A 22,199-nucleotide genomic window follows, 5' to 3' on the forward strand; every position below is an offset into this window, starting at 1 on the left:
GTGGTAAGCTTATTTTTGAAAACAATTACTTAAGGAAGAACCATGAAAAAGGCAACGTTAGGTTTGGCGCTGGCTTTACTTGCAGGATGCGCTGCAACGACGGAAGATCTTGCCAAGTCAGGAGATTGGCATCAGATCGGATATCAAGATGGTGTAGCCGGACATACATCACGCACGATGAGCGAGCTGCGTGAGTTGGGTAGCGTTAAGCAAAGTGACTACGACCAAGGTTATTTAGAGGGTCTACGTGAATACTGTAACCCTGCTTTTGCGTATCAAATGGGGCTATCTGGTCAGTATTATGAAGGGGTTTGTGAGGGTACTGAGCAAGCACAAAAATTCCGTATGGAATGGCAGCGTGGCTGGAATGAGTACTCAAATTAATAGTCAATAAAGCCGTTGTGATACCGTCCGCATAACATAATTGTGGCAAAATTCTCATTATTAAACTATGTTCATATTGCTTGATAGTGAGCACAGAAAAAGGAATCACATTATGTCAACGCAAATGGCTGGTGGCTGGAGTCCATTTAATGAACTCAAAGCAGAGGATAAAGAAGTATTTGCTAAAGGTATCGAGGGGTTTGTCGGCGTCAAATACTCCCCTTTGGTTGTGGCTACTCAAGTCGTAGCCGGACAAAACTATGCGTTTTTCTGTAATGCAGAAGTTGTCTACCCTGGAGCACAACCATACCCAGCAATGGTTCATATGTTCAGCGACCTTGAAGGTAAAGTCGGTATTACTCACATTGAACGATTGAACTACTAAATTAAGCCATAAAAGGCGCCTGACTTTTAAATAAGTGAGGCGCTTTATTGATTAAGGTTGATTCGCTTGATCGATCACGACTTTTCTTAAATATCCTTGTTTGGCTTTCAGTTGCTCAGTCGCGCTTTCTTTATCCAGCCCGGTTAAAATCATCAAAATCGCTAACTTGGCGTCGTAGTTCGTTTCTTTGAGCGCAGTTTTAGCCTCTTGGTTAGTACAATCTGTTGCTTGCATAACAATACGAGCCGCTCTTGCAACTAGCTTTGCATTCGTCGCTTTCACATCTACCATTAAGTTCTGATAACTTTTGCCTAGGCGAATCATACTTGCGGTAGTGAGCATGTTCAGGACGAGCTTTTGCGCCGTCCCTGATTTTAAGCGAGTGGATCCCGTTAACGCTTCAGGTCCAACAACGGGGCTTATCGCAATATCGGCAATATCTGCAATCGGAGAGTCAGGGTTACAAGATAGTGCTACAGTGGTGGCACCAAGTTCGTTCGCATACTCTAAGCCACCAATTACATATGGTGTTCGTCCACTTGCCGCAATACCAACGACGACATCGCGTTGTGTTAGCGCATTCTCTTTAAGATCTTGCTCGCCTAGTTCAGGGGCGTCTTCTGCCCCTTCTTTCGCGCGAAACATTGCCTCTTTTCCACCCGCAATAATACCAACGACCATCTCTGGAGCCGTGCCAAAAGTCGGCGGGCATTCTGAAGCGTCCAAGACGCCGAGCCGACCACTGGTGCCTGCACCGATGTAAAACAACCGACCTCCGACCTTAAATGCTTCCGTGATCTTATCAACGGCTTGAGCGATCTCTGGTAGCACTTTCTCGACCGCAATTGGGACGAGTTTATCTTGTTGGTTTAAACGCTGCACAATATCGAATGAAGGAAGAAGATCGATATCCATTGTTTCAGGATTTCGACCTTCAGAGACGAGGTGAGAAAGAGCCGCAATAAGCGCGTCATTTGTCATAGTAATTTAAGCCTTCGTGATTAATTTTTTGAGTAGAGTACGCCAAGTGAAGCGAGACGACTTGCCCCTGTGACTTCCGGTAAATTGCTAGGGAGGCTATGAATATAGCGCTGCGCGAGCCAAGCAAATGCCATGGCTTCCATGTAGTCACCATCAACGCCTTTTTCTGCCGTTGTAGCAACGTGCCATTGTGGCAATAACTTAGTCAATCGCTGCATTAAAAGTGGGTTTCTTGCTCCACCGCCACAGACCAATAGTTGAGGCGTGATGCCATGAGAAAACTTGTCGACTTCGTTGGCAATGGTAATCGCAGAATATTCGCAGAGTGTACGCTGTACGTCTTCGGTTGGTAAATTGTAATGAGCCAGTTGCTGATGCAGCCAGTCAATATTGAACAGTTCTCGCCCGGTACTTTTAGGTGCTGGCATGGCGAGGTAAGCTTCTTTAAGTAATTGAGTCAACAAAGTAGCGTTTACCGTTCCTTTCAGTGCAAATTGTGCATCTTTGTCGAAGCTTTGCCCAGTGTGCAGCGCACACCACGCGTCCATCAACATGTTGCCCGGACCAGTGTCATAGCCAATGACTGGTTGCTCGGGATGCAGTACAGAGATGTTGGCTATGCCACCGATGTTCAGCACCACGGTAGTGGAATCTTGCATGGCAAAGATACTTTTATGAAAAGCGGGAACCAGCGGTGCACCTTGACCACCTAGCGCCATATCTTTACGTCGAAAATCTGCAACCGTATCAATCCCTGTTTTCACTGCGATGATGTTTGCATCGCCCAATTGAGTGGTAAACGGCAAGTTTCCGGTAGGCTGATGGAACACTGTTTGACCGTGATTACCAATCGCACGAATTTGCTCTGCGACGTAACCAGACTTATTGAGCAGCTGTAACACAGCATCTGCAAATAGGTGGCCGAGCTGGTGGTCAAGTTCACCTATGGCTTTTAAATTTGTGGCTTGACCGGTACAAACAGATAACAGCATTTCTTTCAGTGCTGTGGGCATTGGGTAATCGTCGTGCGCAACCAGACGAACGTGCTCATCACTTATTTCAACCAGAGCGGTATCAACGCCGTCCATACTCGTTCCAGACATCACACCAATGTACAGTTCGTTAAATTTCATAGCCGATCTCGTCAATTCTTCATTCACTTATTGTAAAGCAAATCTGAAGCGAATAACCTCATCGAATACGAGATATTCAGCCGATTTTGAGGAGAAAACATGGGACCGTTATGGGTTGACGTCGCGGGTTATGAACTGACCGCTGAAGACAAAGAAATTCTGGAACATCCTACGGTTGGTGGCTTAATTCTATTTGCTCGTAACTATCATGATAGTGAACAGCTTCAAGCACTTACTCAATCAATCCGCAAGGCAGCCAAGCGCCCGATTTTGATCGGTGTGGATCAAGAAGGGGGGCGAGTACAACGCTTCCGTGAAGGTTTCTCGTTGATCCCAGCAGCCGAAGAATACGCCAAACATCAAAATGGTGAAGAGTTAGCACGTATGGGCGGTTGGCTAATGGCAGCGGAGTTGATAGCACACGACATTGATTTAAGCTTTGCACCCGTGCTCGATAAAGGTCATGAATGTAAAGCGATCGGTAACCGAGCATTTGGCGAAGATGCCGATACCATTCTTCGATTTAGCACCGCTTACATGCAGGGTATGAAGAGCGTTGGAATGGCAACAACAGGCAAACACTTCCCGGGTCACGGTGGTGTGATTGCTGACTCACACTTAGAAACGCCATACGACGAGCGCAGCGACATTTTCGAACAAGACATGGCTATCTTTAAAGCGCAAATTGATGCCGGTATTTTAGATGCCATGATGCCTGCTCACGTGATTTTTCCGAACTACGACTCTCAGCCAGCGAGTGGTTCAGAATACTGGTTGAAACAAGTTTTGCGACAGCAACTCGGTTTTAAAGGCTTGGTTTTCTCCGATGATCTGACGATGGAGGGCGCTGCCATCATGGGTAGTCCTGCCGAGCGTGGGGCTCAAGCCTTGAAAGCCGGTTGCGATATGCTATTGATGTGTAATAAGCGTGAAGCACACATTGAGGTGTTGGATAACTTGCCAGTATCAACAGTGCCACTGGCGGATGCGTTACTGAAAAAACAGTCGTTTTCTCTAAGCGATCTCAAGTTATCTCAAGAGTGGAAAGCGGCGAGTGAAGCGATGAAACGCTTGACCAGCTAAACCTCTTGTAAACGATTCAAAACACCGATTATAAGCCAAAGTAAATTATACTTTGGCTTTTTATTTAGCTGTAAATTATAATTTACACCAAATGTTTTTTATTGTGTACGCTTGTTTTTCTTTTTTAGCCTGTTATCTTGTCTTTAAAGCTTAGTTGTCTCACCAAGGATTTGGTTGGGTGTAAAAATAAATATACAGGTTAGAGTTATGCAGAAAAGTGAGTTGAGCAATATTAATATTAGCGAAGAGCAGGTTCTTATTACCCCAGAGGAGCTAAAAACCAAGCTTCCTTTGAGTGAAAAAGCGCGCCGCTTTATTCAAGAGTCTCGCCAAACTATCGCTAATATTATTCATAAAAAGGATCATCGCCTGCTGGTTGTATGTGGTCCATGTTCTATCCACGACGTGGAAGCGGCGAAGGATTACGCAAAACGTCTTAAAGCGCTCTCTGAACAACTAAGTGACCAACTGTATATTGTTATGCGTGTTTACTTTGAAAAACCACGCACCACGGTCGGCTGGAAAGGGCTGATTAACGATCCGCACCTCGATGGCAGCTTCGATATTGAACATGGTCTGCATGTTGGACGCGAACTGCTAGTGGAATTGGCAGAGATGGAAATCCCGCTCGCGACTGAAGCTCTGGACCCAATTAGCCCACAATACTTGGCGGATACTTTTAGTTGGGCTGCGATCGGCGCACGTACTACGGAGTCACAAACTCACCGTGAAATGGCAAGTGGCCTGTCTATGCCAATCGGTTTTAAAAATGGCACGGATGGCAGTTTGGCAACCGCAATCAATGCGATGCAAGCTGCGTCTTCTAGCCACCGTTTTATGGGAATTAACCGTGAGGGACAAGTAGCGCTATTGACCACTCAGGGTAATGCTAATGGGCATGTGATCTTACGTGGCGGCAAGCAAACTAACTACGACTCAGTGTCAGTTACTGAGTGTGAGCAAGAAATGGCGAAATCTGGCCTTGATGCATCATTAATGGTGGATTGTAGTCACGCCAACTCACGTAAAGATTACCGTCGCCAGCCATTAGTCGCAGAAGATGTTATTCACCAAATCCGTGAAGGTAATAAGTCCATTATCGGCCTTATGATTGAAAGCCATATCAATGAAGGAAATCAATCTTCTGACTTAGCTCTTGAAGAAATGAAATACGGTGTATCTATCACTGACGCATGTATCAATTGGGATTCAACTGAGGCACTATTACGTCATGCACATGAAGAGCTAGTGCCTTTCTTAGAAAATCGTCTAAAGGCTAATTAATACAGGATTTAAGGAACATCAATGGCAGTTGAACTTAACGCATTGCGCGATCAGATTGATGCAGTCGACAAGCAAATGTTGGAGCTATTAGCTCAGCGTTTGGCGCTCGTAGAGAAAGTTGGGGAAGTAAAAAGCGAACATGGTTTGCCTATTTATGCCCCTGATCGTGAAGCGGCGATGCTGGCTTCTCGCCGAGCAGAAGCTGAGAAAATGGGAATTCCTCCACAGCTTATTGAAGATATTCTGCGTCGTACCATGCGTGAGTCTTATGCCAGTGAAAAAGACTCCGGTTTTAAGTGTTTGAACCCTGAATTACGCTCAGTGGTCATTATTGGTGGTAATGGCCAGTTAGGCGGCCTGTTTGGACGTATGTTCAAGCTATCTGGTTATCAAGTCAAAGTGCTTGGTAGCAAAGACTGGGATCGTGCGGATGACATCCTAAAAGATGCGGGCCTGGTGGTGGTTACTGTGCCGATTCACCTAACAGAAGGTGTGATTGAAAAGCTAGGTAATCTGCCACAAGACTGTATTCTGTGTGACCTGACTTCTATAAAATCTAAGCCACTGCAAGCAATGTTGAATGTGCACCAAGGACCGGTGGTTGGTTTACACCCAATGTTTGGTCCAGATGTGCCTAGCCTTGCCAAGCAGGTGATTGTGTACTGTGATGGGCGTGGAAATGATCAATACCAATGGTTGCTGCAACAGTTTGGTATTTGGGGCGCGAGCTTGTGCCAGATTGATGCGCAAGAGCACGATCATGGCATGACGTTAATCCAAGCGCTGCGTCACTTCACCTCATTTGCTTACGGCATGCATCTAAGCAAAGAGAACCCGAACATTGAGCAACTGTTAAAGTTGAGCTCACCAATCTACCGCCTGGAGTTGGCGATGGTAGGGCGTCTGTTTGGTCAGGATCCAAACCTCTACGGTGACATTATTCTCTCATCGCAAGAAAACATCGACATGATTAAGCGATTCCACCAACGCTTCGGCGAAGCACTTGCGATTTTGGATAGCAAAGATAAAGCCAAATTTGTCGAAAGCTTTGAGCAGGTGAGTGAGTGGTTTGGTGATTATTCACAACAATTTATGAATGAGAGCCAAAACTTACTCAAACAGGCGAATGATAATATTCATCGCGGTTAATCGCTGGTTATCTATCCGTGTGGAGCCCGAAACGAAAAGAGCAGCTTACGCTGCTCTTTTTTGTGTCGAGAGATAAATCAGTTAGTCGCGGTATTGCTGGTATCTTCACTTGATACTGTATTGATACTGGTGTCGCGATAGGGGGAGTTGGTTAAATTGACTTGCAGACGCACGACATTATCAATCAATTGAACTAAAGGGCCCCATTTCACTTTTTTCTCTTTTTCAAATACATAATTGAAGTTTTCAGGTGTCCACTCCATCAAGTATTGAGGGTTGAGTGCTCGCCCGAGAAAGCGCACCTCATAATGCAGGTGCGGGCCAGTGGAATTACCAGAACTACCACATTGAGCAATCACATCGCCTTTACTGACAAATTGGCCGCTTTTTACTTTAAAGCGTTGTAAGTGAGCAAAGGAGCTCATAAAGCCAAATGAGTGACGAATAGTGACATAGTTGCCATAGCCACGATTACTCGGGCGAACGGTTTCCACCACTCCGTCTGCAGGTGCGAGGATTTCTTCTCCTCGTTTACAGGTAAGATCGATACCAGTATGAACGTGTCGTTTACCTGAAATAGGGTTAATGCGACTGCCATAGGAAGAAGAAATACGTTGGTATGTCACTGGGCTATCATTTGGAATCAAACGAAACATGGTTGCTCGAACCGCGGAATCGATAGCTGCTGCATCAATTCGCTCTTCTAACGCCATGTTGTTTTCATCGATCATCAGCTCTTCGTCAGCGAGACCTAGAACCGATTCGACGTCGAATACCCGTTTTCCTAATAGCTGAATTTGATTGTTTTTATCGGTCAATGACTGAGAAAGCGAGTGGTTGGTATCAAGCTGCTCTTCATAAAGCGCGGTGATTTCGGCCTTTTCACTTTCTAGTTTGGCGATGGTTTGTGTTAGTTCGTCTTTATTGTGTATCTGCTGTTGATTGAGATACCACGCGCCACCAACGACGGCGGGTAATGCCAATACCGAAGCAAATACTGCTAGGACCGAACTGCGGCCCAAATAGAACTGCTGATCGCCGTCTTTCGTCGGGATCTGCATGATGATTTTTTTAGACATAGTTATTGTTACTTAAATAGGCGTTCATTTATTTTTCTCCTAAATCAGAGAGATGTTCTAACTCTCGGTTCAGAAGGTCGTTATTGCCTACATTCAATTCTATAAATCGTTTTAGTTGGCTAATGCTCTCGATGTCTATCTTGATGATCTTTAACCTAATCTCACACTTAGAAATATCCACAATTTGCGCTTTTAACGTAATCACTTGTTCGGATTGATCAAATGAAAAAGTAACATGGGCTGGAAGGGCTGGATCCAAAGCCTCAGTCTCTTCCACTTTCATGAGTAAACCATGTAAGGAAAGATCTTGAATCCTAGCTTCAATTGCCAAGTCACGTTGTTCTACCTTCGCTGGCGCTTGATGGAGAATGCGTGAAAAGCGTCGTCTCTCTGCCATGTGCATTTTCTCGTCATGTCTTCAAACAGAATTGAATAGTATATCAATGCGAACAAAAAATGTTCGATTGCTGTTTGAAAAGTGTCGAGGTCGCTACAGAGTGACGTAAGTGCAATGTCATGTTCTTAACGAACGAGACGGGCTAATGAGCTCTTTTTTATAACAAAGAAAACAAAGGCCGCTATGATAGCGGCCTTTGTACAAATTACAATCAAACTTTGCGGGTTACGATTACTTCGCAATACGCTTGTATTTGATGCGGTGTGGTTCTGCGGCTTCAGGGCCCAACGTTTTCTTCAACCAGTCCATGTACTCGGTGTAGTTACCTTCGTAGAAGTTAACTTGGCCTTCGTCACGGTAGTCAATGATGTGGGTCGCGATACGGTCAAGGAACCAACGGTCGTGCGAGATAACCATTGCACAACCAGGGAACTCTAGTAGTGCTTCTTCTAGAGCACGCAGTGTTTCCACGTCAAGGTCGTTGGTCGGTTCGTCGAGTAGTAACACGTTACCGCCCGCTTTAAGCAGTTTCGCAAGGTGGACACGGTTACGCTCACCACCTGATAGCTCACCAATGATTTTTTGTTGGTCGCTGCCTTTAAAGTTAAAGCGTGAACAGTATGCGCGAGCTGGGATTTCGAAGTTGTTGATCTTAATGATATCAGCGCCTTCAGAAATCTCTTGGAATACGGTTTTAGAATCGTCCATGCTGTCACGGAACTGATCGACCGATGCAAGTTTCACAGTATCACCCATTTCAATTGTGCCTGAATCTGGTTGTTCAGTACCACTTAACATCTTGAATAGGGTCGATTTACCTGCGCCGTTCGCACCGATGATACCAACAATCGCACCTTTAGGGATGCTGAATGATAGGTCATCAATGAGAACACGGCCGTCAAATGACTTCGTTAGGTTCTTCACTTCAATAACTTTATCACCTAGGCGCTCACCTGGCGGGATAAACAGTTCATTGGTTTCGTTACGTTTTTGGTGATCAGAGCTTTGCAGTTCTTCAAAGCGTGCCATACGTGCTTTTGATTTCGCTTGACGACCTTTAGGGTTTTTACGTACCCACTCAAGTTCTTTCTCGATGGTTTTTTGACGAGCACTTTCTTGAGATGCTTCTTGTTGTAGACGAGCGTCTTTTTGCTCCAACCATGAGGTGTAGTTACCTTCCCATGGGATACCTTCACCACGGTCAAGCTCTAAGATCCAACCCGCGGCGTTATCTAGGAAGTAACGGTCGTGGGTGATAGCGACTACAGTACCTGTGTAATCCACTAAGAAGCGCTCTAGCCAAGCGACAGATTCTGCATCTAGGTGGTTGGTAGGCTCATCAAGCAGCAGCATGTCTGGCTTAGAAAGTAGCAGGCGACAAATAGCGACACGGCGGCGTTCACCACCTGATAGGTGCGCAATTTTTTGGTCCCATTCAGGTAAACGAAGTGCGTTTGCAGCTCGCTCAAGTGCGTTTTCTAGGTTGTGACCATCTTTCGCTTGGATCAGAGCTTCAAGTTCGCCTTGCTCTTTTGCAAGTGCGTCGAAGTCTGCATCTGGCTCTGCGTAAGCCGCATAGACCGCATCCAAACGTTTCAGTGCGTCAGCAACGTCAGCAACCGCTTCTTCAACAACTTCACGAACGGTTTTTGATTCGTCTAATACTGGCTCCTGGGGTAGGTAGCCTACGTTTAGACCAGGTTGTGGACGCGCTTCACCGTCGATATCCGTGTCGATACCTGCCATGATACGTAGCAGTGTGGATTTACCTGCACCGTTCAGACCTAAAACACCGATTTTCGCACCAGGGAAGAAGCTCAGAGAGATGTCTTTAAGAATTTGACGCTTAGGTGGCACAATCTTGCTCACCCGCGACATGGTATATACGTATTCAGCCATTGCCGATCGTTCCTAAATTAACTGTCATTCAAACCCATCATTTTATACCAAGTGCTTTGTTTTTGTTACCGCATTGCAAGAATTTCCCTTTCGAATGGATTTCTTATTTTGAGCTGACCGGAAACTTACACGGTTAGGGTATACACTTTTGTTATTCGTTATAAATGACGAAGTGCTTTCTGCGCAAGTTAGGAACTCCTTGTCTCCATCGTCTTAAAAGTTTCACGAGTACAATTTTTAATACACTAAGTTGCTTTACATGGACATCTGCATTCTGTGTAAATAGATGCATGTGTGAAAATTGCCTTAACATCACATGAACGCTAACAAAACGAGGCTTTGGGGCAGTATATGTCTGGGGAAAATGACACAAATGAGATTCAACGTATCTGAATTGGCTAAAAACGTATGCTGTGCAGCCGTGCTGTGTGCGATGAGTTTGAGTGCTAATGCCGCGCTGAGCTTGGAAAAGCAGCGTGAAGTTTATGAGCAAGCTCAAGATTTATTAGATAAAAATGACATCGACGGATACCTTTCGATCCGTCCTAAAATTTCTGACTATCCACTGACGCCTTATGTGGACTACCGAACATTTATTAGACAGTTACCGGAAAAATCGCCACAGCAGGTGAACGAATTTATTTCGGAGCACGAGTCGTTTCCTTTTTCTCGTCGTGTTCGCGCTCCATACCTCAACCATCTTTATAAGCAAAAAGATTGGAAAACCATTACTGAGTTTCAAAAAGTCATTCCAAGTGGCGAGCGTTACCAATGTATTTTCTACGTAGCTCAGTTAGAGCAAGGTAAGAAAGTTGCCGCGTTTAAAGGGGCTGAGCATATGTGGTTGCGTGGCAGAAGTATTGCCGATGAGTGCGATCCATTATTCGCAGCATGGGACAAGGCAGGTGAACGTACTGATGAATTAATTCTCCAGCGTATGCTACTGGCGTTTGATGCACGTAATGGCAGTTTGATGAGTTACTTACTTAAATTGCCTAAATCCTCGCAGGCAAGGCAACAAGCGAAAGAAATGAAGGCGTTGTTTGATAACCCTTCAAGCGTTGCGGAGTTCGCGAAGAAAAAACCGGCTAATGATTTTAATCGAGCGCAAAGCGAATATGCGTTGGAAAAGCTAGCTCGCATGAATACCAGTCAAGCGCAGAGTGCGTATGATGCCGTCATTAAAGGGCAGAAGTTTTCTCCAGAAAAGGCGCAAGCCCTGGCTGACTATATCGCATTTCGATTGACCCGTACTGAGTCTGAGTCACTAGCTAAGTGGCGCGATGATAAAACGAAAACCAGCCAGTACTTACCGCTCATTGAAACTCGCATTCGCTTAGCGATTCAGAACGCGGATTGGAAGGGCGTACAAGAATGGATTGCCGTTCTCAATAAAGAAGAGCAAGCGTCGCTTCGCTGGCAATACTGGCTTGGACGAAGTGAAATTGCGTTAGGTGATGACATCGCAGGGAAACAGCGTTTAGCGACTTTGGTCGGGCAGCGAAACTTTTATAGTGTGGCAGCCGCTAATGCGATTGGACAATCAATCAAATACCCTACGCATACGGTTAAGTTTGATAAGCGAGTGGTTCAACCCTATCAAGACTCGTTAGTTCGTATTGAAGAGTTGATCGCGACGGACAAAATTGCAGCAGCGAAAAGTGAATGGGCACATTTATTGCGCCGCGTAGGGAAAGATGAAAAGGCGATGTTGGCGGCTTATGCGTCTTCTAAGCGTTGGCATAACCTAACGGTGACCGCGAGTATTCAAGCGCAGATGTGGGATAATATCGAACTGAGGTTCCCGATTGCGCATCGCTGGTGGTTTAACTTTTATGCAAAAAAACACAACATAGATCCCGTGACGATGATGTCCCTAGCTCGACAGGAAAGTGCGTTGGATGTCGAAGCCCGTTCTCCAGTTGGTGCTCGTGGTCTTATGCAGATCATGCCCGCTACAGCAAAGTACACAGCACGTAAATATAAGTTGAGTTATCAAGGTACGCAGGATCTCTACAATGTGGGCAAAAATATCGAAATTGGTAGCCATTATTTGCAAGGCTTATTAGAGGATTACGATAATAATCGTATTTTTGCTCTTGCTGCTTATAATGCAGGTCCTAACAGAGTAAAAACGTGGCGAGAGCGTACCCAAGGAAAAGTGGATGCTTATGCCTTTATTGAGGCAATTCCATTTAGAGAGACACGCGGTTATGTACAAAACATCCTGATGTTTGAAACATATTACCGTGATCTTTTGGGTATCGATGGCGCGTTCTTGAATCAACATGAGATCAATACCAAGTATTGAGTGAGGTAACTTGATGTCGCACGAACCCGAGTACAAAGACTGGCAACAGATTATTGAGCTAATTCGAACTAGCATGGACAGTGAGCAAGATGACATGCTGTTAACCATGCTGATGTCACGTGATGAGAGAGAATCATTAATATCACGCGTTAATATTATTAACGAGCTTCTTAAAGGAGAATTATCTCAACGTCAGATCAGCCAGATGCTTGGCGTGGGTATTGCCACTATTACTCGTGGTTCTAACGAGTTAAAGTCTAAATCTGATGAAGAGAAAGACAAACTCAAGGTTTTGTTAGAGCAAGTTGCGGTATCTAAGTAGCCAGTGATTCCAATTCGCCTTTAGGTATCGGTATCACAAGTGGTTAAGATAACGTGTTAAAAAGGGCGGAAATATCCGCCCTTTTTCGTACCTAGCGAATGGGGGAGCGTTATAAATTTGAAGGGAAGTGCTCAGGGTTTGTGAATGGAATCAGAGCCAGAATCAAGGCTTGATGGTAAACCGAACTTCGAGTCAGCTGGTTTTGGGTGAGCAGGCTGATGGCACCACCTTTCTGTTTGATGTTCTCGGTACCAAACACCTCATCCATGACATCTCCCAGCTCATTCGCATGCTCGAGTTTTTCCAATACTTTGGGCGGCAGCATTAAGCTCGCAGAGCGAGATTCACCGCGGTGAGTATTCGACTCAATAACCATCCACGCAAACGTCACGTTTGTTTCAATTCCCGCTTCAAGTCCGACATAGTAATCCGCGTTTGGCATCTCTACTTTTGCGTTTTTAACGCGGTTTAGTGCACCGCGATGAGTTTCTTCATCAGTCATAGGTTGATCTGCGACTTCACTAGGTACACTGACGCCGACGAAGTTGAACTCTTGGTGCGGAAATGCACTGTTAAATGCACTTTGAACGGCATTAATTTTAGCTGGGTTTAGCGATGCGATTACGACTTTTTGGGTTGCCATGATCTTTTTACTCACTGGTGTCTATTAACTCAATTTTACTTGGGTAGGCTTTACGTTCTCACTAGGGTAACAGCCTAATACTTTCAAGTGTTTAGTGATTTTTGTTAGCTCTTCTAGTGCCTGTTGCATTTCTGTCGAAGCAAGATGAGATTCCAAGTCTACGTAGAACATTTCTTCCCATGGGTTCCCCATAATTGGACGTGATTCTAGCTTGGTCATATTGATGCCGTAACGTTGCAGCACTAATAGTGTTTCAACCAATGAGCCGGCTTCTTGGGAGGTCGACATGATCAAGGTGGTTTTTGCTGGAATCTGAGTTGAAACCTCAACTGGTTTGCGAGCAACCACGATAAAACGAGTATGGTTCTCAGTTTGGTTTGCGATGTTGCCTTGAATTGCTTGCAAGCCGTATAGCTTACCGCTTGATGCATTACCAATTGCAGCAACATCATCACGATCCATCTCTTGGACTTTTTTCATTGCATCTGCTGTGCTGGCGCAAGACTCCAGTTTTACCCCTTTCATACGGCTTAAAAACTCGCTGCACTGTTGGTGTGGCTGAGGATGTGAATACAGCGTTTTAATGTTTTCCAGACGAATGTCTTTTTTCGCAACTAAGCAGTGCTCGATTGGTTGAGTTAGCTCTCCAACGATGTACAGCGTCGTGTGTTGTAGTAGGTCGTACACTTCATTAATAGAGCCTGAACTGGTGTTTTCGATAGGCAGAACACCATAATCAGCATGGCCCGATTCTACTGTTTGAGTCACTTCTTTGAAGTGTTCGCAGTTGAGCTCGATAAGTTCTGTATTTTTACGGCTGAAGTATTCGCGGCTTGCCAAGTGCGAGTAAGAGCCTTTGGCTCCTAAGAAAGCGACGCGAGCAAGTGGCTTACGACTTTGTTGCGGGTTAACGAGGTTTTGCAGGTAACTTTGCTGAAGAAGCACTGAGTCTTCAATGATGGTATGGAATAGTTTAGTGATGTACTGCGCGTCGAGTTCGTATTTATCTCGGCCATTAGAAATCAGCTTAACTAATAGTTGTTGTTCTCGAACGGCATCACGAACGGGTTTTGAGGTTTGTACTTTGCTTTTGGCTACTTCAATGCTGAGTTTACGGCGCTCAGACAATAAGCTGAGGAGTTGATCATCCAACTCATTCAAGCGCAAACGAATTTCTTCGAGGGAAATAGGTTGGTCTGTCATCAATTCTTTCCTTATAAAAAAGCCTCCCGATTTGGGAGGCTTTCTGTTTGTTTTTGACTTTTCTTTCACAAACGAGTTCGCCCCTCCGACTATGGGAGGAAAAAGAAGTCAAAAATAAACAGTGAGGTTAAATGCATAAATAGTGCTTAATTTATGAGTGTTTAAACACAATAAGCAAGGCAGGGGAGAGCGTCAAGCAAAAAAATAGCGCCTTTCGGCGCTATTTCCTCAATCTGGTCAGTTTACTCTTCTTCTTCCACTAGCTCAGGCTTATTTGCACGTCGAGCTTCAGGTTTGTGGGTCAGCTTGTTCAATTGTCGTTCTAGTTTTTGCTCCACTTCGTTGATAGCTGCGTAAAGATCTTCGTGAGTTGCTGAGGCAATGAGCTGGCCTTTAGGAACTTTAATAACCGCTTCGAATTTCTTCTGTTTGTTTGGTTCCTCACTGAAAGTTGCTTGGCAACCAATTAGGTCTACTTGCCATTTCTCCAGTTTTTTAAACTTGCTCTCAATATGAGCTCGGATTGCAGAGGTGATTTCGATGTTTTTGCCAGTGATATTCATTGTCATAAGTGTTTTTCCTCTGTTGCATCCCTCATGGGTTGAGTTCAGATTACCGCTTTAAGTATAAAAAAATGTGACTCAGATCATTATTTTGTTCGGGTTTTTTATGATGAAAAATGAATGTGATCTCACTCAAGATCTGCTGAGATTTATCGTGAAATTGCTTGTTATCGGTTAGTAAATCCGTAGATTGAATAGAGTACTCAGCTGAAAACGTCTTCGTTTTTAGGGAAGTTTTACGGCCTAATATTAGAGGTGGTTAAAATTTAACTATACGTAAAGTGTGATGACAGTCACTGAGTCTCTCAGACGAGTTTATTTACAAAGCCGCTTATTGTACAAGCGGCTTTTTTGTGTCTGGCGTTTGACTGACTTTTCGTAGCGGTATCATGAAGACGGGATCCTTTGGAGCCAGTGATACCCGCTCTAGACTTTTGACTTGGTCCAAACTTTCTAGCTGTTTGTATATAACGTAATAGCGATTAATACTGGTAACGTACCCAACCGTTGAGCTTAAACTTTTCCGCATAACGACTTCCACGTTATTGAACCAAACATTAGGATCGTAGCCTTGCTGGGCTGCACGTTTACGAATTCGTTCTACATTCCCGGGGCCAGCATTGTAAGCCGCTAAGGTAAAGTAGAGTTTATTTTCCGCCGTAATAGCAGGATCACTGAAGTACTGCTTACGCAAAAATGCTAAATACTTCACGCCAGCATGAATATTGTTTTCTAGCTGCCGAACGTTTTTGATATTGATATTAGGGTCTCGAGCCGTGCTGGGTAAAACTTGCATTATGCCGACTGCACCTCGACTTCCAACGAGGTCGTTATTAAAGCCGGACTCTTTATAAGCGACGGCTGCGATCAGTAGATAGTCGATATCGTACTTCTCGCCATAGCGTGAAAACAACGTAGCAAGCTTTTCTAGCTGAGCAATTTTCTTGGGGTTAAGGGCTTTGTTTAGCCAACCTGTGTTATCGATGTATTTTCCGTAAATGACGTTACCGAGCAGTGTCCCAGAACGAGATTTCTGAATAAACTTGTTCACGACGGCTTTCAAACTTGGGCTGTTTTCCCGCATTGCCCAAGCGATTTTACCATTTTCACGAATAGGAATTTCTGGGTGAGCTCGAATATCATCCATCACTTTCAGCCAAAGTTTGGCTTTATGGCTATCGAGAACAATGGCTTTGACGTAGCCGTTATTGAGCATCCCAACCAGTTCGTAGTCTTGCAGTGTTTCTTCAATAAAATGTACGACAACGGGTGGCAAGCCTTTTTTATTTAGCTTCTTATTTAGTGCTTGAATACTCTCAAAGTAGCTAGAACTGGCACGTACCCAAACCTCTTTGCCGCTCAGTTGCTCAATGTTAGTCATGGCTGGTGTGCTTTTGTTCGTGACTATCCACTCGTCAATACCAGTAAGAATGGGTGAACTAAAATCGACTTTCTGTTTACGTGTGTTGGTAATGGTCAGATTGGCGACGACTAGATCACCGGAGCCATTTTCTAAGGCTGGCAGAAGTTGGTCACGGGCTAGAGGAATAATTTGTACGTTAAGTTTCGGTTTGAGCTTACGAAGGTCTTTTTCGAAATGCGCCAGGAGTTCTGCACCTATTCCTTTTGGTGTACCGCCCTCAATGTAATAGAAGCCTAGATCAGCAGAAACGAGGACACGTAAAACATTCTTCTCTTTAATAACATCGAGATCCCCAGTGTAAGGAGGTTGCTTGAGTGGTGATATTTGCAGTGCGCAAACGGAAGCAGACAATAAGAGCAGCATGACTGCGCATAGCTTAGGTATCGTCACGTTCACATCCTTTTATAAAGGGGAGGGGAACTTTAAGCATATGTAGAGCCCCGTAGATCATCAAGCAAGGGCAGAACACGCTATTGCGGGTAATAAAAAACCGCCACGGTAAAAACGGTGGCGGTTTAGTTTGAAGCGGCTCAGTTACTTCACAGGGTTGAGCTCGATAAGCTTTTCAGTTCTTGCTACGGCGTCTTCCAAACCGAGTTGCTTGTAGGCCTCTAGCTGGATAGTCAGTGACTTACGTGCCGCTTCGGTGTCTGGGAATGCTTTTTGTAGCTCTTGACTGCGATTAATTGCAGCTACCCAGGCTTCACGGCGGAGGTAGAAGTCAGCCGTCGCTAAGTCATAGTTCGCTAGGCGGTTTTTCAGCGCAACCATGCGTTTTTGTGAATCTTGTGCGTATGGGCTGTTCGGGTAGCGTTGAAGCAGTTTTTTGAAGTCATCAAACGCTTTTTTTACTGGCTCAGGATCGCGATCGCTTCGATCTACGCTGAACAGATCATGCATAAAGTTACGATCTTGCGCCATATGGCTTAGGCCGCGCATGTACAGTACCCAGTCCATTTTTTCATGGGTTGGGTTTAAACGCATAAAGCGAGAAATGGTTGCCAAGCCCAAAGCAAGGTCGTCGTTTTTGTAGTACGCATAGATTAGGTCAAGCTGCACCTGTTCTGAGTAGGCACCGAATGGGTAACGTGAGTCTAATGCTTCCAGTTTCTCAATTGCAGAAAGCCAATTACCACTTTGAAGAGAAATCTGTGCGTCTGCATACAGTTCCGAAGGCGGCACATCAGGAACGATTTCTTCTTTGCTTGCACATCCAAACAGAAGGGATACCGCTAAAAGGCCTGTTAAAGTCTGACGTTTCATATCAGGAGTCTGTTCCTTGAATCTAAATATTTCTTAAGCTGCCGTTACTTTCTTTCCAGTAACAGATACAATGACGTAATAGTCTATTTTTTCACAGTCGTGAGCATTAGTCTCACAGTTTTTAAAAAAGTTCGATATGGCTCAGCAGATTGTATTAACAAATACCGTAAAAGATAGCCAGTTAGGTCAACGTTTAGACCAAGCTATCGCCGAATTATTCGCGGACTTCTCTCGCTCGCGCCTGAAAGAGTGGCTGCTTGATGGGAAAGTTCAAGTTAATGGTGAAGTTGTCACCAAACCTCGCACCAAAGTAATGGGTGGCGAGGAAATTACATTGCAAGCCGAGTTAGAAGATGAAGAACGCTGGGAAGCGCAAGATATCCCGCTAGATATCGTCTATGAAGATGACGATATTATCGTTATCAACAAACCTCGTGACTTTGTGGTTCACCCAGGTGCCGGTACGCCAGATGGTACAGTGCTTAATGCGTTGTTGCATCATTACCCTGATATCGCAGAAGTGCCTCGTGCGGGCATTGTGCACCGTCTGGATAAAGACACAACGGGGCTGATGGTGGTGGCGAAAACTGTACCAGCACAAACTCGCCTGGTTCGCGCACTGCAAAAACGTAATATTACTCGTGAGTACGAAGCAATCGCTATTGGTCGTATGACAGCGGGTGGTAAAGTGGACCAACCTATTGGTCGTCATTCTACCAAGCGCACGCTTATGGCGGTAGCACCAATGGGTAAACCAGCGGTAACGCACTACCGTGTCGCTGAGCGTTTCCGCGAACACACACGTATCCGTCTGCGTCTTGAAACGGGTCGTACGCACCAGATCCGTGTGCACATGTCTTACCTTCAGCATCCGCTGCTCGGTGATATTGCATATGGTGGACGTGCTCGCATCCCGACAGGTGCTTCTGAAGAGCTAACGGCAATGATCCGTGGCTTCGATCGCCAAGCATTGCACGCCGTAATGCTACGCTTTGAACATCCAATTACGGGAGAAGTACTTGAGTTCCATGCCCCTGTGCCTGATGACATGGTGGCGATGACTGAAGCGCTTCGTCAAGATACGGAAGAGCACGGTTTACCGGAAGAGTTCTAAGATGAAGACAATCATTCCGAATTGGCGTGCGCCTAAAAATGTCAAAGCTTTTGCCTCAACACGCATAGGCGGTTTTTCGACAGGCCCTTATCAAGGGCTAAATTTAGGTACTCACGTTGGGGATGATTTGTCTTTAGTAGAGAAGAACCGAGCTTGGTTGGCGCAGCAGGCGAACATGCCCCATGCGCCAATCTGGTTAAACCAAACGCATTCAACCGTTGTGGCTCAAGCAAATGAACCAACAACACAAGTGCTTGATGCGGACGGTGTATTTACTTCTTCAAGCCATGTTGTTTGTTCAGCGATGACCGCCGATTGTCTACCTGTATTATTGACTAATACACAAGGCACGCAGGTCGCTGCCGTTCATGCAGGGTGGCGCGGCTTAGCAAATGGTATTGTCGAAAATGCATTAGCGTTGTTTTCAGGTGAAGTGATAGCGTGGCTTGGGCCTGCTATTGGGCCTGAAGCTTTTGAAGTCGGTGAAGATGTTCTGCAAGCTTTTGTTGATGTCGATTCTCTGGCACATCAAGCTTTTATGCCACGAGAGGCTAAAGGTAAATGGTTGGCTGATATGTCAAAGCTGGCAACGCAACGTCTAAATCGAGCTGGAGTGACACAAGTGTTTGACTCTGGACTTTGTACTTACCAAGATAAAGCCTCTTTTTATTCGTATCGCCGTGATGGTAAAACTGGTCGACAAGCAACCTTTATTTGGATTGAAGATTAGTTATAAGCACTAAAGTGCCAAGATGCATAGTGCTATTTTTGCAAAGCTATCTTTATTCATTCACTCCCTTGAAATTCCTCCTCTGAGTATCCATCTTTCTAACTGTCAAAAGAATTTCCTTTAGTTGAGGTTAGGAAGGTAGATATGCGTCTTGATCGATTCACAAGTAAGTTTCAAATCGCTATCTCTGATGCTCAATCACTAGCGTTAGGGCGCGATCATCAATATATCGAGCCAGTTCACCTAATGGTGGCTTTGCTTGACCAAAATGGCAGTCCAATTCGTCCATTGCTTACTATGCTGGATGTGGACGTAACGCATTTACGCTCTAAATTGAGTGAAATGCTAGATAGATTACCAAAAGTCAGTGGCATCGGTGGAGATGTACAGCTCTCTAGTTCGATGGGCACGTTGTTTAACCTGTGTGACAAAGTGGCGCAAAAGCGTCAAGACTCCTATATCTCGTCTGAAATCTTCCTGCTTGCTGCTTTAGAAGATCGCGGACCATTGGGGCAATTACTCAAAGAGATCGGTTTAACAGAGCAAAAAGTTAGCCAAGCAATCGAAAAGATCAGAGGTGGTCAAAAGGTTAATGATCCGAATGCAGAAGAGCTTCGCCAAGCATTGGAAAAGTTCACCATTGACCTTACCGAGCGAGCAGAACAGGGCAAACTGGATCCGGTTATCGGCCGTGATGATGAAATTCGCCGTACCATCCAAGTATTGCAGCGCCGTACTAAAAACAACCCTGTGATCATCGGTGAACCTGGCGTAGGTAAGACCGCAATTGTTGAAGGCTTAGCTCAGCGCATTGTCAACAATGAAGTGCCAGAGGGTCTGCGTGGTCGCCGTGTGCTGTCATTAGATATGGGCGCACTGGTTGCTGGTGCTAAGTACCGTGGTGAATTTGAAGAGCGCTTGAAGTCGGTATTGAATGAACTCGCTAAAGAAGAAGGTAATGTCATTCTGTTTATCGACGAGCTCCACACTATGGTTGGTGCGGGTAAAGGTGAAGGCTCAATGGATGCGGGGAACATGCTCAAACCTGCATTAGCCCGTGGTGAACTGCACTGTGTTGGCGCAACAACACTGGATGAATATCGTCAGTACATCGAAAAAGATGCGGCGTTAGAACGTCGTTTCCAAAAAGTGCTGGTGGATGAGCCGACCGTTGAGGATACCGTGGCGATTTTACGTGGCTTGAAGGAGCGTTATGAGCTTCATCATCACGTTGAAATTACTGACCCAGCGATTGTTGCAGCGGCGAGTTTGTCACATCGTTATGTTTCTGACCGTCAACTGCCAGATAAAGCGATCGACTTAATCGACGAAGCGGCTTCAAGCATTCGTTTACAAATTGACTCTAAGCCAGAGTCATTAGATAAGCTTGAACGTAAAATTATCCAACTTAAGATTGAGCAACAGGCGCTTAGTAACGAGCACGACGAAGCGAGTGAAAAGCGTTTGAAAGCGCTTAATGAAGAACTCAATGAAAAAGAACGTGAGTACGCTGAACTAGAAGAGGTTTGGAATACAGAAAAAGCCGCACTTTCTGGCACTCAACATATTAAGTCTGAGCTTGAACAAGCTCGTATGGACATGGAGTTTGCTCGCCGAGCTGGTGATTTAAACCGCATGTCGGAACTTCAATATGGTCGTATTCCTGAACTTGAGAAGCAGTTAGATCTTGCAACCCAAGCGGAAATGCAGGAAATGACACTATTGCGTAATAAAGTAACCGACAACGAGATTGCAGAAGTACTTTCTAAGCAAACTGGCATCCCAGTATCCAAGATGCTAGAAGCGGAAAAAGAGAAACTACTTCGTATGGAAGACGTACTGCATAATCGTGTGGTAGGGCAAAGCGAAGCGGTCTCTGTTGTATCGAATGCCATTCGTCGTAGTCGAGCTGGGCTTTCTGATCCAAACCGACCAATTGGCTCCTTCTTATTCTTAGGTCCAACTGGTGTAGGTAAAACAGAGCTTTGTAAGACACTTGCGAGCTTTATGTTCGACAGCGAAGATGCGATGGTCCGTATCGACATGTCTGAGTTCATGGAGAAACACTCAGTGGCAAGATTGGTGGGTGCGCCTCCAGGCTATGTCGGATATGAAGAGGGTGGTTACTTAACGGAAGCGGTTCGTCGCAAGCCGTATTCGGTGATTTTGTTAGATGAAGTAGAGAAAGCGCATCCGGATGTATTTAACATTCTGCTGCAAGTTCTCGATGATGGGCGTTTAACGGATGGTCAAGGTCGTACTGTTGACTTCCGTAATACGGTTGTGATCATGACATCGAACTTGGGTTCATCTCGTATCCAAGAGAATTTCGCAACATTAGATTATCAAGGTATCAAGAGTGAAGTAATGGATGTGGTTAGCAAACACTTCCGTCCTGAGTTCTTGAACCGTGTTGACGAAATAGTGGTGTTCCATCCACTTGGTCAAGAACACATCAAGTCCATCGCTTCTATTCAATTAGAACGTTTGGCGAAACGACTAGAAGAAAAAGGATATCAACTAGAGGTTTCTGACAAAGCACTCGATTTGATCGCTCAAGTTGGTTTCGACCCTGTATATGGTGCGCGTCCTTTAAAACGCGCAATTCAACAGAATGTCGAGAACCCATTAGCCAAATCGATTCTTTCTGGTGAAATTGTTCCAGACAAGAAAGTGCAGCTAATCGTTACTAATGACCAAATTCGTGCCCATCAGTAATTGCACAGATATAATAAGAAATGAGATAAAAATCACATTCAAGGGGCCATTTGGCCCCTTTTCTATAATGTTTTAGAACCTTTTGCCTGTTTTCTATACGAATGAACTAAAAAGGTGAGTTTTTTTTAAAAATGC

Annotated in this window: 20 protein-coding genes and 1 other annotated feature; of the genes, 10 read left to right on the forward strand and 10 right to left on the reverse strand. The window is 45.0% G+C overall.

All coding sequences use genetic code 11. From position 1 onward, the window contains the following. The first annotated feature begins 42 nt into the window (after positions 1-42). Positions 43-384, forward strand: a complete 342-nt coding sequence (locus tag ACHFJ9_RS10615; RefSeq protein WP_012842128.1) for a DUF2799 domain-containing protein — start codon at positions 43-45, stop codon at positions 382-384. A 112-nt stretch (positions 385-496) separates the two neighbouring features. After that, a complete protein-coding gene (locus ACHFJ9_RS10620) occupies positions 497-769 on the forward strand; it encodes a hypothetical protein (protein WP_012842127.1) in 273 nt (90 codons plus the stop codon). A gap of 51 nt (positions 770-820) precedes the next feature. Here the strand turns inward: ACHFJ9_RS10620 and murQ are convergent, their stop codons facing one another. Beyond that, positions 821-1,750: an N-acetylmuramic acid 6-phosphate etherase gene (murQ, locus tag ACHFJ9_RS10625; RefSeq protein WP_395356782.1), complete on the reverse strand. Its 930-nt coding sequence runs from the start codon at positions 1,748-1,750 to the stop codon at positions 821-823. A gap of 20 nt (positions 1,751-1,770) precedes the next feature. Further along, complete coding sequence (locus ACHFJ9_RS10630; protein ID WP_395356784.1) at positions 1,771-2,883, reverse strand: anhydro-N-acetylmuramic acid kinase; 1,113 nt, start codon at positions 2,881-2,883, stop codon at positions 1,771-1,773. 99 nt (positions 2,884-2,982) lie between these two features. Between ACHFJ9_RS10630 and nagZ the strand changes: the two genes are divergently transcribed. From nagZ to tyrA, 3 genes are all read left to right on the forward strand, one after another. Next, positions 2,983-3,966, forward strand: coding sequence for a beta-N-acetylhexosaminidase (nagZ, locus tag ACHFJ9_RS10635; RefSeq protein ID WP_395356786.1), 984 nt, complete (start codon positions 2,983-2,985; stop codon positions 3,964-3,966). 207 nt (positions 3,967-4,173) lie between these two features. Next, positions 4,174-5,250: a 3-deoxy-7-phosphoheptulonate synthase gene (locus ACHFJ9_RS10640; RefSeq protein ID WP_005397501.1), complete on the forward strand. Its 1,077-nt coding sequence runs from the start codon at positions 4,174-4,176 to the stop codon at positions 5,248-5,250. Positions 5,251-5,271: 21 nt separating this feature from the next. Beyond that, complete coding sequence (gene tyrA / locus ACHFJ9_RS10645; RefSeq protein ID WP_006743113.1) at positions 5,272-6,399, forward strand: bifunctional chorismate mutase/prephenate dehydrogenase; 1,128 nt, start codon at positions 5,272-5,274, stop codon at positions 6,397-6,399. Between the two features lie 77 nt (positions 6,400-6,476). Here tyrA and ACHFJ9_RS10650 read toward each other — a convergent pair whose 3' ends face one another. From ACHFJ9_RS10650 to ettA, 3 genes are all read right to left on the reverse strand, one after another. Continuing rightward, complete coding sequence (locus tag ACHFJ9_RS10650) at positions 6,477-7,478, reverse strand: M23 family metallopeptidase (RefSeq protein WP_005397491.1); 1,002 nt, start codon at positions 7,476-7,478, stop codon at positions 6,477-6,479. Between the two features lie 28 nt (positions 7,479-7,506). Then, the gene (locus ACHFJ9_RS10655) at positions 7,507-7,875 is read right to left on the reverse strand and encodes a PilZ domain-containing protein (protein ID WP_150916465.1); all 369 of its coding nucleotides are present in this window, start codon (positions 7,873-7,875) and stop codon (positions 7,507-7,509) included. A gap of 231 nt (positions 7,876-8,106) precedes the next feature. Next, complete coding sequence (ettA, locus tag ACHFJ9_RS10660; protein ID WP_005381894.1) at positions 8,107-9,774, reverse strand: energy-dependent translational throttle protein EttA; 1,668 nt, start codon at positions 9,772-9,774, stop codon at positions 8,107-8,109. 364 nt (positions 9,775-10,138) lie between these two features. On the opposite strand from ettA, the gene sltY reads away from it, so the two are divergent. Together sltY and trpR are read left to right on the forward strand one after the other, a co-directional pair. Beyond that, positions 10,139-12,085, forward strand: coding sequence for a murein transglycosylase (gene sltY / locus ACHFJ9_RS10665; RefSeq protein ID WP_395356790.1), 1,947 nt, complete (start codon positions 10,139-10,141; stop codon positions 12,083-12,085). 13 nt (positions 12,086-12,098) lie between these two features. Next, positions 12,099-12,407, forward strand: coding sequence for a trp operon repressor (gene trpR, locus ACHFJ9_RS10670; RefSeq protein WP_012842123.1), 309 nt, complete (start codon positions 12,099-12,101; stop codon positions 12,405-12,407). A 109-nt stretch (positions 12,408-12,516) separates the two neighbouring features. Here the strand turns inward: trpR and yjjX are convergent, their stop codons facing one another. From yjjX to ACHFJ9_RS10695, 5 genes are all read right to left on the reverse strand, one after another. Further along, a complete protein-coding gene (gene yjjX / locus ACHFJ9_RS10675) occupies positions 12,517-13,050 on the reverse strand; it encodes an inosine/xanthosine triphosphatase (RefSeq protein WP_005397487.1) in 534 nt (177 codons plus the stop codon). A 24-nt stretch (positions 13,051-13,074) separates the two neighbouring features. After that, the gene (gene pheA, locus ACHFJ9_RS10680; protein WP_256899741.1) at positions 13,075-14,253 is read right to left on the reverse strand and encodes a prephenate dehydratase; all 1,179 of its coding nucleotides are present in this window, start codon (positions 14,251-14,253) and stop codon (positions 13,075-13,077) included. 12 nt (positions 14,254-14,265) lie between these two features. After that, positions 14,266-14,387: a sequence feature (Phe leader region), on the reverse strand. 108 nt (positions 14,388-14,495) lie between these two features. Then, the gene (gene hpf / locus ACHFJ9_RS10685) at positions 14,496-14,822 is read right to left on the reverse strand and encodes a ribosome hibernation-promoting factor, HPF/YfiA family (RefSeq protein WP_005397484.1); all 327 of its coding nucleotides are present in this window, start codon (positions 14,820-14,822) and stop codon (positions 14,496-14,498) included. Positions 14,823-15,147: 325 nt separating this feature from the next. Further along, positions 15,148-16,602 (reverse strand): lytic transglycosylase F, encoded by a 1,455-nt coding sequence (locus tag ACHFJ9_RS10690; RefSeq protein ID WP_256899780.1) that lies wholly within the window; start codon positions 16,600-16,602, stop codon positions 15,148-15,150. Between the two features lie 171 nt (positions 16,603-16,773). Next, positions 16,774-17,502, reverse strand: a complete 729-nt coding sequence (locus tag ACHFJ9_RS10695) for an outer membrane protein assembly factor BamD (protein WP_005385927.1) — start codon at positions 17,500-17,502, stop codon at positions 16,774-16,776. Between the two features lie 136 nt (positions 17,503-17,638). Between ACHFJ9_RS10695 and rluD the strand changes: the two genes are divergently transcribed. The 3 genes from rluD (at position 17,639) to clpB (ending at position 22,064) form a co-directional block, all read left to right on the forward strand. Continuing rightward, positions 17,639-18,616, forward strand: a complete 978-nt coding sequence (gene rluD, locus ACHFJ9_RS10700) for a 23S rRNA pseudouridine(1911/1915/1917) synthase RluD (protein WP_065645207.1) — start codon at positions 17,639-17,641, stop codon at positions 18,614-18,616. Position 18,617: 1 nt separating this feature from the next. After that, positions 18,618-19,346 carry a peptidoglycan editing factor PgeF gene (pgeF, locus tag ACHFJ9_RS10705; protein WP_074192068.1) on the forward strand — a complete coding sequence of 243 codons (729 nt, stop codon included), beginning with the start codon at positions 18,618-18,620 and terminating at the stop codon, positions 19,344-19,346. Positions 19,347-19,490: 144 nt separating this feature from the next. Further along, complete coding sequence (gene clpB, locus ACHFJ9_RS10710; protein WP_005397478.1) at positions 19,491-22,064, forward strand: ATP-dependent chaperone ClpB; 2,574 nt, start codon at positions 19,491-19,493, stop codon at positions 22,062-22,064. Positions 22,065-22,199: the final 135 nt, after the last annotated feature.

This window comes from Vibrio sp. D3 (assembly GCF_043995865.1).
In the GTDB taxonomy this organism is placed as follows: Bacteria; Pseudomonadota; Gammaproteobacteria; order Enterobacterales; family Vibrionaceae; genus Vibrio; species Vibrio diabolicus.

Coding starts and splice junctions, on each gene's coding strand:
- ACHFJ9_RS10615 (WP_012842128.1), top strand. CDS start 43: ATGAAAAAGGCAACGTTAGGTTTGGCGCTGGCTTTACTTGCAGGATGC.
- ACHFJ9_RS10620 (WP_012842127.1), top strand. CDS start 497: ATGTCAACGCAAATGGCTGGTGGCTGGAGTCCATTTAATGAACTCAAA.
- murQ (WP_395356782.1), bottom strand. CDS start 1,750: ATGACAAATGACGCGCTTATTGCGGCTCTTTCTCACCTCGTCTCTGAA.
- ACHFJ9_RS10630 (WP_395356784.1), bottom strand. CDS start 2,883: ATGAAATTTAACGAACTGTACATTGGTGTGATGTCTGGAACGAGTATG.
- nagZ (WP_395356786.1), top strand. CDS start 2,983: ATGGGACCGTTATGGGTTGACGTCGCGGGTTATGAACTGACCGCTGAA.
- ACHFJ9_RS10640 (WP_005397501.1), top strand. CDS start 4,174: ATGCAGAAAAGTGAGTTGAGCAATATTAATATTAGCGAAGAGCAGGTT.
- tyrA (WP_006743113.1), top strand. CDS start 5,272: ATGGCAGTTGAACTTAACGCATTGCGCGATCAGATTGATGCAGTCGAC.
- ACHFJ9_RS10650 (WP_005397491.1), bottom strand. CDS start 7,478: ATGTCTAAAAAAATCATCATGCAGATCCCGACGAAAGACGGCGATCAG.
- ACHFJ9_RS10655 (WP_150916465.1), bottom strand. CDS start 7,875: ATGGCAGAGAGACGACGCTTTTCACGCATTCTCCATCAAGCGCCAGCG.
- ettA (WP_005381894.1), bottom strand. CDS start 9,774: ATGGCTGAATACGTATATACCATGTCGCGGGTGAGCAAGATTGTGCCA.
- sltY (WP_395356790.1), top strand. CDS start 10,139: ATGACACAAATGAGATTCAACGTATCTGAATTGGCTAAAAACGTATGC.
- trpR (WP_012842123.1), top strand. CDS start 12,099: ATGTCGCACGAACCCGAGTACAAAGACTGGCAACAGATTATTGAGCTA.
- yjjX (WP_005397487.1), bottom strand. CDS start 13,050: ATGGCAACCCAAAAAGTCGTAATCGCATCGCTAAACCCAGCTAAAATT.
- pheA (WP_256899741.1), bottom strand. CDS start 14,253: ATGACAGACCAACCTATTTCCCTCGAAGAAATTCGTTTGCGCTTGAAT.
- hpf (WP_005397484.1), bottom strand. CDS start 14,822: ATGACAATGAATATCACTGGCAAAAACATCGAAATCACCTCTGCAATC.
- ACHFJ9_RS10690 (WP_256899780.1), bottom strand. CDS start 16,602: ATGCTGCTCTTATTGTCTGCTTCCGTTTGCGCACTGCAAATATCACCA.
- ACHFJ9_RS10695 (WP_005385927.1), bottom strand. CDS start 17,502: ATGAAACGTCAGACTTTAACAGGCCTTTTAGCGGTATCCCTTCTGTTT.
- rluD (WP_065645207.1), top strand. CDS start 17,639: ATGGCTCAGCAGATTGTATTAACAAATACCGTAAAAGATAGCCAGTTA.
- pgeF (WP_074192068.1), top strand. CDS start 18,618: ATGAAGACAATCATTCCGAATTGGCGTGCGCCTAAAAATGTCAAAGCT.
- clpB (WP_005397478.1), top strand. CDS start 19,491: ATGCGTCTTGATCGATTCACAAGTAAGTTTCAAATCGCTATCTCTGAT.